The sequence below is a fragment of the Snuella lapsa genome, from assembly GCF_039539345.1.
Classification (GTDB): domain Bacteria; phylum Bacteroidota; class Bacteroidia; order Flavobacteriales; family Flavobacteriaceae; genus Snuella; species Snuella lapsa.
This window is the reverse complement of sequence record NZ_BAABCY010000065.1, coordinates 28,043-41,190: the sequence shown is the minus strand read 5'-3', so window position 1 is coordinate 41,190 and position 13,148 is coordinate 28,043. Positions and strand designations below refer to the sequence as shown.

Annotated in this window: 9 protein-coding genes; 8 read left to right on the top strand and 1 reads right to left on the bottom strand. The window is 36.8% G+C overall.

Translation table 11 applies throughout. From position 1 onward, the window contains the following. Positions 1-194: 194 nt before the first annotated feature. The 7 genes from nirD (at position 195) to ABD792_RS12095 (ending at position 10,902) form a co-directional block, all read left to right on the top strand. Positions 195-572 (top strand): nitrite reductase small subunit NirD, encoded by a 378-nt coding sequence (nirD, locus tag ABD792_RS12125; protein ID WP_345006386.1) that lies wholly within the window; start codon positions 195-197, stop codon positions 570-572. 14 nt (positions 573-586) lie between these two features. Next, positions 587-1,171, top strand: a complete 585-nt coding sequence (locus tag ABD792_RS12120; protein WP_345006385.1) for a DUF4202 domain-containing protein — start codon at positions 587-589, stop codon at positions 1,169-1,171. A gap of 14 nt (positions 1,172-1,185) precedes the next feature. Continuing rightward, positions 1,186-2,997, top strand: a complete 1,812-nt coding sequence (locus ABD792_RS12115; RefSeq protein WP_345006383.1) for a sensor histidine kinase — start codon at positions 1,186-1,188, stop codon at positions 2,995-2,997. A gap of 205 nt (positions 2,998-3,202) precedes the next feature. Continuing rightward, positions 3,203-3,865 carry a response regulator gene (locus ABD792_RS12110; RefSeq protein ID WP_345006381.1) on the top strand — a complete coding sequence of 221 codons (663 nt, stop codon included), beginning with the start codon at positions 3,203-3,205 and terminating at the stop codon, positions 3,863-3,865. A 466-nt stretch (positions 3,866-4,331) separates the two neighbouring features. Then, positions 4,332-5,753 (top strand): MFS transporter, encoded by a 1,422-nt coding sequence (locus ABD792_RS12105; protein WP_345006380.1) that lies wholly within the window; start codon positions 4,332-4,334, stop codon positions 5,751-5,753. Between the two features lie 127 nt (positions 5,754-5,880). Continuing rightward, entirely contained in the window at positions 5,881-9,402 is a 3,522-nt protein-coding gene (locus ABD792_RS12100; RefSeq protein WP_345006378.1) for a molybdopterin-dependent oxidoreductase, read from the top strand. 66 nt (positions 9,403-9,468) lie between these two features. Next, a complete protein-coding gene (locus tag ABD792_RS12095) occupies positions 9,469-10,902 on the top strand; it encodes a rubredoxin (RefSeq protein WP_345006377.1) in 1,434 nt (477 codons plus the stop codon). A 37-nt stretch (positions 10,903-10,939) separates the two neighbouring features. Here the strand turns inward: ABD792_RS12095 and ABD792_RS12090 are convergent, their stop codons facing one another. Then, positions 10,940-11,536 carry an RNA polymerase sigma factor gene (locus ABD792_RS12090; protein WP_345006376.1) on the bottom strand — a complete coding sequence of 199 codons (597 nt, stop codon included), beginning with the start codon at positions 11,534-11,536 and terminating at the stop codon, positions 10,940-10,942. 118 nt (positions 11,537-11,654) lie between these two features. On the opposite strand from ABD792_RS12090, the gene ABD792_RS12085 reads away from it, so the two are divergent. Further along, the gene (locus ABD792_RS12085; protein WP_345006374.1) at positions 11,655-12,803 is read left to right on the top strand and encodes a FecR family protein; all 1,149 of its coding nucleotides are present in this window, start codon (positions 11,655-11,657) and stop codon (positions 12,801-12,803) included. The last annotated feature ends 345 nt before the right edge of the window (positions 12,804-13,148 follow it).

The window sequence follows — 13,148 nt, the reverse complement described above, 5'->3', positions numbered from 1 at the left end:
GAAACTTTGGTTCAACAAATAAACGCATCAACGCATAAACATTTTAGCTGTTTAATCGTGTAATTGTTTAACTGTTATTGGAAGCTTCGGTTCAAGGCATAAACGCATCAACACATTAACATATAAGCATATAATGAAAAGCCTGGCCTTTGTGAAAATGGCCAGAAATAATTTAGAAATAACATATTATAATTATGGAAAATATTCTTGAACAATACCAGACAGTAAGAGGGGATAGTGTGAAAACATGGTTTAAAGTTGGTGGGGTATCCGATTTTCCGGAGAACAGCGGAGCTTGTATAAAGTACAAATCCAAGCAGATAGCTGTTTATAATTTTACCAGAACCAACAAGTGGTATGCCTGCCAGAATTTGTGTCCACATAAAATGGAGATGGTCTTGTCCTTAGGGATGATAGGGGATAAGGATGGTGTGCCTAAGGTTGCATGTCCTATGCACAAAAAGAATTTCTCTTTGGAAGACGGGTCGAATTTAGGAGGAGAAGATCTGAAAATTGCAACCTATCCTGTTAAAATAAAAGATGGAAATGTGTATATTGGCTTTATAGATTAACGAATAACGGAATTATGAAACCAACACGATTTGAAAGTGCTATTATATTAATAGATAATAAAAATTCAGAAGATATTAACACTTACCAGGTGAACGACATTGCTTTTTCTAAAGAGCTGTTGTATTCGCAACGCATGACCCAAAAATTGTTGCAGTTTAAACCAGATGCATCCGAAGCACTTCAAATAGCGGCAAGGGCACAGCATATTTGTCGTTGGAAAATACCAAGGGACGACTATCCAATGGATCGCGTTGGGTATTTGAAATGGCGCGAGACCCTTAAAAGAATGCATGCCGATTTAACGTCGGAGATTTTAAAAGAAGTTGGGTATGAGGAAGACTTTATAGAGCGTGTTGCTTTTTTAATTAATAAAAAGCTGATTAAGAAAGATGAAGGGAGCCAAACCTTAGAGGATGTCATATGTTTGGTGTTCCTTGATTATTACTTCGAGGAGTTTGCAGCTAAGCATGTTGACGAAAAGGTGATCGATATTTTAAAGAAAACCTGGGGGAAAATGTCGGAAGCAGGCCATGAGGCTGCCTTAAAACTTAAATTTTCGGAGAAAGATTTATCTTTAATTAAACAAGCTATCGCTTAACAAGTAAAAGGGCAATGCGTAAAAATGGGAATTCTTTAGATCAGCGAACGTTCGATAAGTTAAGCCGTTTATATGTTATTGCCTTAAGTACTATTGCACTTTCGGTGGTGGTTAGTCAAGTGCTTATAAGAAAGCATTTGCGCGATCAAGAAAGTGATTCAACAGTCATAAATGTAGCGGGAAGGCAGCGTATGCTAAGTCAGAAGCTAACCAAGGAAATCGTTTCTTTGGCAGCTGAAGATGATTTGGGTAAAGCTTTAAGGATCAAGGACAGCATTAAAGCAACACTGGCTTTGTGGCAAGTGTCACATGAGTCGCTACAAAGCGGAAATGATAGCTTAGGATTGCCTGGTAATAACAGTGTGGTTGTTACTAATTTGTTTAAAAGGCTGAATGTATCCTTTAAAACCATTAGCGAGGCTTCAAAACGTATTGTTGAAACGATTGAGGAACGGCCGACGTTTAAAATTGGTTCTTATGTTGATGATATTACCACTATAAAGAAAACTGAAGCTGATTTTTTGTCTGTAATGGATAAAATTGTTAACCAGTATGATAGGGAAGCTGATGAAAAAGTAAATTGGTTAAGGCGTTTAGAGCTATTGCTAACAGCGCTAACTCTTTTAATATTGCTTTTCGAATTTCTTTTTATTTTCTGGCCAACAGCAAAGAGTGTAAAACAGACCTTGACAGAGCTGCTTGTTGCAGAAAAAAAAGCTAAGAAAATGGCTTATGATGCTGATGTGCTAAGTGTGGCTAAGGAAAAATCCATTAAGGAATTGCGTGCTTTGAGCCATGCTATGGACGAAACACTTTTGTTTGCTCGTATTTTGTCCAATGGAAGTGTCGTGCATATGGGAAATAAATTTTCCCGGCTTTTTAAGTTTAATAGATTTAAGGCAAGTGCTAATTTTTCTGAAATCCTATCCATCCATGAAAATGAACGGATGATTATAGACGATTTGATTTCAAAGCATAAAAAAACAGGTTGGCAAGGCGAGGTAAAAGCAACCACAAAGGACGGTGAAGGAATTTGGCTGGAAATGGCTATCATTCCTTTTAATCCCACCGATGATACATCGGAGTTACTCATTATAGCTTCGGAGATTACTGAGCGAAAAGAAGCTCAGTTGGAAATTGAACACTTAACCAAGACGCGTTTTGAGGAAAAAATGAGTCAGCAAAAGATCATTTCCAGTAAGATTATTGAAAATCAGGAAAAGGAGCAAAACCGTATTGCAAAGGATGTCCATGATGGTATTGGACAGATGCTTACAGGGTTAAAATACAATCTGGAGAGTATCGATATTTCGGATATTGAAAAAACAGCTTCAAAGATTGATCACTTAAAGGAATTGACAACCAATATTATTAAGGGGGTAAGAACGGCAACCTTTAATTTAACACCTCCAGAGCTTACCGATCATGGTATTGTCCCTGCTATTACTAAGCTTACGCAAGAGTTATCTAAGCTTACCGGAAAACAAATTGTGTTTTACAATAAGACCAATTTTAACCAACGTTTGGATTCCCTAACGGAAATTAACATATACAGGATCACGCAGGAAGCTATTAATAATGCTATAAAATATGCAGATTCCACGCATATATTGGTATCTCTGGCGCATAGTGAAAACTTGTTGAGTATTGTGATTGATGATAATGGTAAGGGGTTTGACCCAGATAAAGTAAAGCATGTCAAAAATGGTGATGGGGGAATGGGCATGACCTTTATGCAAGAGCGCATTACTTATATAAATGGGCGTTTATTTCTTAGTTCAGAGCCGGGTAAAGGAACACGAGTGACTTTAAATATTCCTTTGTAAGGGTTACGTAGTATTACGTAAAATTCAGTAGTTTTGTACTTACGCGATAATCGGGGTTTTAATCAAAAAGAATTCCTCGACGCTCAGCGTCGGGGATAGTTCGTTTCAAGAAATTCTTTATTGTTTTGAGTTTGCCTCGAAATTAAAAGTATTTTTCTTATAACTATCTGGGGCAACCTAAAGATAGTTTATTAAACAATAATTTATGGATGTTATTCATGTAGTTTTAGCAGATGACCACGAACTGGTAAGGGATGGTATTAAGGCACTTTTAGAAGATCAATCGGGTATTGAGGTTATTGACGAGGCTTCAAATGGAAAGGAAGCATTGGAAGTTGTTAAAAACAATAAGCCTCATGTTTTGGTTGTAGACATTCGTATGCCCGAAATGAATGGCATTGAAGTAGTAAGGGCTATCAATAATAGCTATAACGATGTACGGACGTTGGTGCTTTCTATGCATGATTCTGAAGAGTATGTAGTACAGGCTATTCAGGCGGGGGCAGACGGTTATTTGTTAAAGGGGGCTAGTAAAGACGAATTTATTAAAGCGCTAAATAAAGTGGCTTCTGGTGGTAAGTATTTTACAGGAGATATCTCGTCTATTATTATGAATAACTTTATAAGTGGTAATGTAAGTAGGGTGAGTCCGCCTAAACCTAGTGTTGAGGCACCATTTCACCTTACCAAGCGTGAAAAGCAAATTTTAGAGCTTGTACTTCAATTAAAGATCAATAAAGATATTGCCGAAGAACTCAATATTAGTAAGCGAACGGCTGAGGTACATCGTTTTAATTTGATGAAAAAAATGGATGTAAAAAATCTTAAAGAGCTTATGGATAAGGCAAAAGAGTACCAGTTGGTTTGATTTATAGACCTCAAATTTAGTTAAAACTATGCGCTTTTGTGTGTTGTTTCACTTTATTGGCTCCTTCTGAAATAACATACAGGCTGTTAACTTAGAAATCTTATTGCTAATATTAAAATTACTTACTAAAGTTTGCCTTTTTACGAGAGTGCTGTAAAATAGGGCTTAACCGTAACTTTGTCACACTTGTGTTTTCTTTGTCGCCAAGTAAAAAATAGCTGCGCTTTATTCAAGCAATTTTAAATCAATACTGGTAGGGTGTTATTTGCTAAGTAAAGAAATGGTTAGTTAATGTTGTTGTTGGTAGATTAAGTGTTTTTTTTACTGTTTAGGGGCTGTCTTTTTAACGGATTCTTAATTGGGGCTTTTTATAATTATCATATTTATAATTATTAAATGAATACGTATTTGGATTGTGTTTGTTACGTATTTATACTTAGATTTGTACGTATAAAATTTATAAGTTATGACAAATCTAAGTGCAACCAAGGCAACAAAACTAAATTTACTGGATTTTAAAGCGATTCCGATACGTACATTTTGGATTACGTCTATTTCATTTTTCATGTGTTTTTTCGCATGGTTTGGTATAGTGCCCTTTATGCCTGATGTGGTTAAGGATTTGGGATTAACGCCCGACCAAAAGTGGAACTCGATTATATTAGCAGTTTCGGGAACTGTTTTCGCACGTTTGCTTATAGGTAAATTATGCGACAAATATGGTCCTCGTTTGTGTTATACGTTTCTTTTAATGCTTGGGGCTATCCCGGTTGTTTTATGTGGCTTGGTACAAACGCCACTTCAATTTTTAATATGTAGGTTGTTTATTGGTTTTATAGGGGCTTCATTTGTTATAACACAAGTACACACGTCATTAATGTTTGCTCCTAATGTAGTAGGAACCGCTAATGCAACTTCTGCGGGATGGGGGAATTTGGGAGGAGGCGCTAACCGATTGGGAATGCCTTTAATTGCGGCGGCTGTTGTAGGTTTTGGTGTTGCAGAATCGGAAGCGTGGCGTTATGCGATGGTGATTGCAGGTGTGATATGTTTTTTAATGGGATTGGTGTATTACTTTTTTACACAGGATACACCAGAGGGTAACTTTAAAGAACTAAGAACCGCGGGGGAAGCGGTTGTTGTAAAAAAGACGCAAATAAAGTTTATGGAGGTTATAACCGATTACAGAATATGGATTCTGTTTTTGGTCTATGCGTCTTGCTTCGGGATAGAACTTACCGTATACGGTACGATGGATGATTACTTACAAAATACGTTTCATTTAGAGCGCATTACAGCAGGTAACATTGTATTATCTTTTGCCCTAATGAATATTTTTGCAAGAACATTAGGGGGCTTTTTTGGTGATAAGTTTGGCAAGCTAAAAGGTTTGCGAGGGCGTGTCTTGTTTTTATCTTTTATGTTAACACTACAGGGTATTATACTGGTTACTTTTTCTACGACAAGCAGTATTGTACTAGGGATCGTATTTTTGATTTTGTTTAGTTTGTCGGTGCAAATGGCCGAAGGTGCTACATTTTCAGTAGTGCCATTTATAAATAAGAAAGCAATAGGAGCCGTATCTGGTATTGTAGGGGCAGGGGGTAACGTAGGGGCTTTTTTAGCGGCTTTACTACTTAAATCGAAATCGGCAATAGCAGAGAAAGCAGCAATAACTGCTAGTCAAGGTTTGGGCGAGGATGCTATAAATACTGCACAGGCAGCAGCAGCTTCGGATGCTGTTTCGCAAGGATATTTTATAATAGGTATTATAGTGGTAATGACTGGTATGGTGGCATTGGCTATTCGGTTTTCTAGTAAGGATGAAAAAGTGGCCAAGATGGAGTTAAAACAATCTGTTGGAGCATTGGTTCCTGTAAAAAGCTAATTATTAAGTGCCGTTTTTTGCCAATTTAGAGATTTAACGGTTCTTTTTTAAGGTATTGGGAATAATAAATACCTGCTCTTGTTTGGTGTTGTTAATTTTTTTTAATTCGTATAAAACGCAAGTGTAAATGTTTAATAATGAGGTTAAAACGACTTGTTCGTACTGTGGGGTAGGTTGTGGAATTGTTGTCAAAAAAGACATTAATAATAAGATTTTTGTTGAAGGCGATAAAGACCACCCGGTAAACAAAGGAATGCTTTGTTCCAAGGGAATGAACTTGCACTATGTGGTAAATGATATTTCTGATAGAATTCTATACCCGGAAATGCGTTGGAGTCGGTCACACCCACGTGAACGTGTGAGTTGGGATGCTGCTTTGGATAGGGCTAGTAGCGTTTTTAAATCTGTTATTAAAAAGTATGGTCCCGATAGTGTTGGTTTTTACGTATCCGGTCAAAGTTTAACAGAGGAATATTATATAGCCAATAAGCTTACTAAGGGCTTTTTGGGAACTAATAACATCGATACGAATTCAAGATTATGTATGAGTTCGGCAGTTGTTGGTTATAAAAAAACGTTTGGAGAAGACAGCGTGCCAACTTCATATGAAGACATCGAATTGGCCGATTGTTTCCTTATAACAGGTGCTAACCCTGCCTGGTGCCATCCTATCCTTTTTAGACGTATAGAAAAGCATAAAGAACAAAATCCAGACGTTCAAATTATAGTGGTCGATCCCCGAAAAACGGATTCTGCCAATTTTGCCGATCTGCATTTGCAATTGCTTCCAGGTACGGATATTATACTTTACAATGCTATTGGCAGACGTTTATTTGAGCGGGGATTGATTGATGATGACTTTATAAAGAATCATACTGAAGGGTTTAAGGATTACAAGGAACAAATCTTTTCTGTTTCGGTAAAGAAGGCTTCTAAGTTATGTGGCGTCCCGGAAAAAGATATTAGGAAGGCTGCAGATATTATTGGGTTGTCAAAAGGTTTTATAAGCATGTGGGCCATGGGGCTTAACCAAAGTGTGGTTGGTGTTAATAAAAACTTGGCGTTGTTGAATTTATCGCTAATTACCGGTCAGGTGGGCAAACCAGGTTCTGGTCCCTTTTCTTTGACCGGACAGCCCAATGCTATGGGAGGTCGTGAAGTAGGGGGTATGGCTAATTTATTAGCTGTTCACAAAGATTTACAGAATGAGGAGCACCGTCGTGAGGTGGCTCAGTTTTGGGGAGTGGATCGTATTTCTGACAAACCGGGATATACGGCTACCGAAATGTTTGAAGCTCTTGAGAGTGGAAAATTAAAGGCCGTTTGGATTGCTTGTACAAATCCGTTGGTGAGTTTACCAAATACACATCGTATTGAAAAAGCTTTAAAGCAAGCTAAATTTGTAGTGGTCCAGGATATTTCCCATCGATCGGATACTGTGGCTTATGCGGATTTGGTATTGCCAGCAGCCGGATGGTTAGAAAAGGAAGGTACTATGACGAATTCTGAACGGCGTATTTCATACTTACCCAAAGCAGTTAATGCTCCCGGAGAAGCACGCCCAGATGTTGAAATATTTTGTGATTTTGCACAGCGTATGGGCTTTCGTGGATTTAACTACAACAGCGCAGAAGAAATTTACGATGAGTACTGCGAAATGACCAAAGGCACTAATATTGATGTATCTTATTTAAATTACGATCGCTTAAAAAATGAAGGGACGTTTCAGTGGCCAGTTCCAGAATACAGGCACTCAGGAACTTCAAGATTGTTTGCCGACAAAAAGTTTTATACACCATCACAAAAGGCAGTATTCAATGTGCCAGATCAGGTATTGAATACTTCGGAGATGCCAACTGAAGACTTTCCGCTTATACTAACAACAGGCCGTGTTCGTGATCAGTGGCATACCATGACACGTACAGGGAAGGTATCTAGGTTAAAAACACATTATCCCACTCCTGTTTTGGAGATCAATCCAGTTGATGCTTATTTAAATAAAGTAAAGGATGGGGATATAACGGAAATAAAAAGTAAAAATGGTGTTGTGCGGGTGCGGGCAAAAGTAACGGATGCCATAAAGAAAGGCGTGGTATTCCTACCCATGCATTGGGGAAAACAACTTCAAAGCGATTTAAACCGCGCTAATAATTTAACAAATACCCACGTTGATCCGCAATCGAAAGAACCCGATTTTAAATTCACAACGGTTTCTGTGTCAAAATATAAAAAGCCGATTGAAAAAATAATTATTGTAGGTGCTGGTGCTTCATCGTTTCGGTTTATTCAGAATTATAGGGAACACAATGAGCAAGATGAAATCCATGTGTTTTCAAAGGAATCCAATTTATTTTATAACAGAGTCTTGTTACCAGAATATGTTACTGAAGAATTAAGTTGGGAGCAGTTGTTAAAAATAAAGCAAGGTGAATTAAATAAATTGGATGTTTATACGCATTCTAAAACATATATTACCAAGATAGATACCAAGTTAAAGGAAGTTACCGATAGCCATGGCGAAATACATAGCTTCGATAAATTGATTTTGGCTACTGGGAGTCGTGCATTTATTCCTAAAGATGTTCAAATAGATTTGCTGGGTCGCTTTACCATGCGTAATAAAGAGGATGCCGATCGCTTTAAGGCCTATTTGGAGGCTACCAACTTACCAGCCGATCAGCAGCATGTTGTGATTGTTGGAGGTGGCTTGTTGGGCTTGGAGTTAGCAGCAGCTCTTAAGCATAAGCAAGTTAAAGTAACTATTATACAACGGGCATCACGACTTATGGAGCGTCAGTTGGATAAAGTATCGAGTAAGTTGCTTGCTTTGGATGTTCAGGAACGCGGTATCCAGATTTATTTTGATAATGAGGTGAGTACCGTGTTTGATGATGACGATACTGGCGAACTTAATATTACTTTAAAGAGTGGCAAGTTTATAACGGCTAATGCTATTGTTTATGCTATAGGAACCATACCTAATGTGGAAATAGCCAGGGAGAATGGCATCCTTTGTGGTCGTGGTGTAAAAGTGAATCAGCATTTGCAATCCTCGAATCCCGATATTTTTGCAATAGGCGAAATAGCCGAATATAACAACCAATTGTTTGGTATTACTTCTGCGGCGGAAGAACAGGCTGCTATTTTGGCTAATTTTATAGCGGGCGACATTAGTTGTTCGTATCATGGTTCGGTATTGATGAATATTTTAAAATTCAACGATCTTAATTTATGCAGTATAGGGGATATTAATGTACCCGAAAATGATGCAAGTTATGAGGAGGTTATTTTTATGGATATTTCTAAGCGTTATTACAAAAAATGTATTGTTAAGGATGATTTGTTGATTGGAGCTGTATTAATGGGTGACAAAAATGAGTTTGCCGAATTTAAGACCATGATTGAGAGTAAAATAGAGATGTCTGATAAGCGGAATACTTTGTTGCGTGGTACTTCTAATAACAAACCGGTACTTGGTAAGTTGGTCTGCTCGTGTAGCCAGGTTGGTGCTGGGAATATACAGCAAGCTATTGATAGTGGATGTACTAATTTTACAGAGCTATGCAACACTACTGGCGCTGGTTTGGGATGTGGAAGTTGTAAAACAGAAGTAAGGGAGTTGCTTAATAATGCTAAAGTGCTAGTTTAAAGAAAGGCATAAGCTTCAGTGGTCGAATTAAGGTGTCTGGAGCCGTTTAAAAAGATAAGAAACCAAATGAAGGAATTAAACAGATTAATAATTAACGGTGGAGTGTTGTCTCCAGCGGAACTAAAATACATTTGTGAGACGGCTGAAAATTTGGGGTTGGATGCGATTTCTTTTGGTTCACGACAAGATGTTATATTCCCCGATAAAATTGATCAGGAACGATTGGTTGCATTTGATAAAATTCAAGTGGTTGAGCCTAATAAAACCAGTACAGAAAATATAGTATCGTCTTATGTGTCGGCCGATATATTTCCAAGTACCTCTTGGCTTACGGGTGACAGGTATTTATATATATTGGAGCAGTTTAAGCACAATCTTAGGCTACGTGTGAATATAACGGACCCCAAACAGCGTTTGGTGCCTTTGTTTACAGGTCATGTTAATTTTATAGCTTCAGAGCATGAAGATTATTGGTATTTGTACATAAGGTTGCCAGAATGGAAAAAAACGCAAATGTACCCAGCACTTATTTACAGTTGGGATCTTGATAAGATAGAATTGGCTATTGAAAATGTTTTACAAGAAGAGCCGGAAACTATTGAAACCGTCTTTGAGCTTGTTAGCGATGCTGTCGACACGAATAACCGTACGGTAGATGCCCCTTTAGAAGTACCTTTTTATCCTTTTCCTTACTATGAAGGTATGAACCGTATTGGTATGGATAAATATTGGTTAGGGCTCTATTGGAGGAACAATAGGTACGATTTGGATTTTCTTAAGGCTATGTGCGATTTGTGTGCAGAAAGCAAGATTGGTAAAATTTCCATAACTCCTTGGAAATCTTTTATTGTTAAAGGGATTCCAGTGCAAACAAAATTGCAATGGGAAAAGTTTTTGGGTAAGTACGGAATAAATGTGCGCCATTCTATGTTGGAGTTGAATTGGCACCTTCCAGTAGCAGATGCAGATGCTTTGAGTTTAAAAAAATATTTGGTTACCAATTTCGACCAGAACGATATAAGTACTTATGGGCTAACGTTTGGAATTACCAACTACGAAAACAATGCTTATTATTTTACCTCTATTGTTGTGGAAAAGAATAAACAACCTAAACTACAGGGGGATTTTGTTGTTAGGGATACTTATAATTTATTATATGCAAAGAATTTTGATCCTAATACGAGAGAGTACGTTATGCATGTTCAGGATGTAGACATGGTGGAATTACCGGGTTTGTTAATGGAGTTAAGTCAGTTGTATTTTGAACAATTGGGAACCGAGAAGGAAATAGAAAAACCTGAAGCGAATACCACTAAAGAGAAGAAACAAGAAATTGTATACCAATGTAACGATTGCTTAACGGTATATAATGAAGTGTATGGAGATATTACCCAAAATATAGAGCCAAAAACACCTTTTGAAAATCTTCATGACGATTATGTGTGTTCACTTTGTGAAGCACCAAAAAGTAGTTTTAAAAAGAAAGTACTGATAAAGTGATTGGGCTATGATGTTTATTTGTAGGGCACAAATATGTTTAACCACTTACTTTCTTACTGTTTCCAAACAATAAAAACAAAATACCGTTTACTTTATGGCCAACTGCTTTACGTAGTAATACGAACGCCTTACTTATGTGGGCTTCAACAGTTTTGATGGAAACATTTAAATATTCTGCAATTTCTATATTGGTAAGTCCTTCTTCTTTGCTTAATAAAAATGTCCTTTTGCATTTAGGTGGCAAATTGTCTATCTCTTGTTTAACAATAGCTATGAGTCGCTCCAATGATTTTTCGTCTTTTTCTTCTATAATGGTACTTAATGCTTCTATATGTTTTTTTTCTAGAGATAAGGTTATTTTTTGTTTGCGGTATTGATCGATAAACTCGTTATATACCATTTTATATAGATAGTTTTTAACCGAAAAATCATCTTTGAGCTTGTTGCGTTTTTTCCAGATTTTAACAAATACGTTTTGAACAATGTCTTCAGATTGATCGTTGTCGTTGGTTAAGCTATAAGTATAGACACAAAGTTTATGATGGTAAGTTTTAACCAAAAAGGTATAGGCTTTAGGGTCTCCCTTCTTTAATGATTTAATAAGCGCGATGTCATTTGTGAAAGACAATTCCATATTAATTAACGAAACGATAATAATTTAGGTATCAAACAAAGCGAAAATAAAAAAAAGTTAAGATAAAAGTTAGGGTAATGTAAAATTATAACGTTATAGTGCTATAGATTAAGAAGAAATGATATCTCAAAAGACCCAAACACTTATAGCAAAATACTTCACAAAACAGGCTTCATTGTTAGAGCTTGAAGCGTTGAAAGCATGGCTTGAGGATCCAGAGCACGTAAAGGAATTTATGGCTTATGTAGAAGTTAATTATGCTGTAGACTTTAGCCTTAAAACTTTTAATGAGGAACTTTCTAATAAGCGATTACTAGAATATATAAGTAAAGAGAAGCGCGTGTATCGATTGCGTAAAGTTATGGGCGTAATGAAATATGCTGCGATAGCTATAGTACTTTTAGGGATTGGCTTTGTTTACCAGAAAGGATATTTTACAAGCAAACCAATACCTGTAATACCAGAAGAAAGTATAACGCTGCAATTGGACAATGGTAATATTAAGGTTATTAAGGAAGATGGTTCCACACAGGTGGTCGATGAAGACGGTAACGTAATTGGTAAACAAAATGGCGGACAGCTAACTTATAGTAACGATATGACAAAAGATAAGCTGGTATACAATACTTTAACGGTTCCTTATGGAAAACGTTTTGAAGTGCAGCTGTCTGATGGAACGAAGGTTCATTTAAATGCAGGAACATCGTTAAAATATCCTGTTAAATTTTTAAAAGGAGAAAAAACAAGACAAGTTTTTCTTAACGGTGAAGCATATTTTGACGTAACAGAAGATACAGAGTATCCATTTGTAGTTAACGCCGAAAATCTGAACGTTCAGGTTTTGGGTACGGAATTCAATGTTTCTGCCTATCCAGAGGATACTACAACCGATGTTGTTCTTGTTGAAGGTTCGGTAGGTTTATATACAGATGCAATGTCGTTAAGGGAAAGCACAACAATAACACCGGGTACTAAAGGGGCTCTTAATAAGGGGCTTCAAAAAATAACAACCGAAACGGTTGATACGTCACTTTATACGGCTTGGATGGAAGGGGGCTTGATGTTTAGGAATATGCCGTTCAAAAATATTGCTAAAAAGCTAGAACGCTATTATAATGTCCATATAATAATAACCGATAGCCAATTAAATGAAGAGGTCTTTTATGCTAATTTTAAAGAAGAGCCCTTGGAGAATGTGTTAAGTTATTTTAGGGACAGTTACGAGCTTGAGTATAATATTAAAGGCAATACCATATTTATAAACTAACAATATCAATATAAACTAACCCTATTAAAACCAAAATGTATGACATAAAAACCCACTCGAAATTTAATCAACAAAATTCACTTTCAAACGCGTTTTTAATAAAGAAGTGATTTAAACTTTTACAAATTGGCTAAAAAATTGCCGTTTTGCACCCATATTTTGTCTTTTTATCGTCACGTAGCCCTGCTATGCCACTCAAAAAAGCCTTCATCTGGTCACAAATACATCAATTTTCGCTTCAATCCAAAAAGTTTAAACCACTTCAAAAAAAAACGGGAAATGATGCCGCATTTCCCGATAGTTTGAGTGAAGTACCAACGAAAATTAGTAATCACTATTTAAACA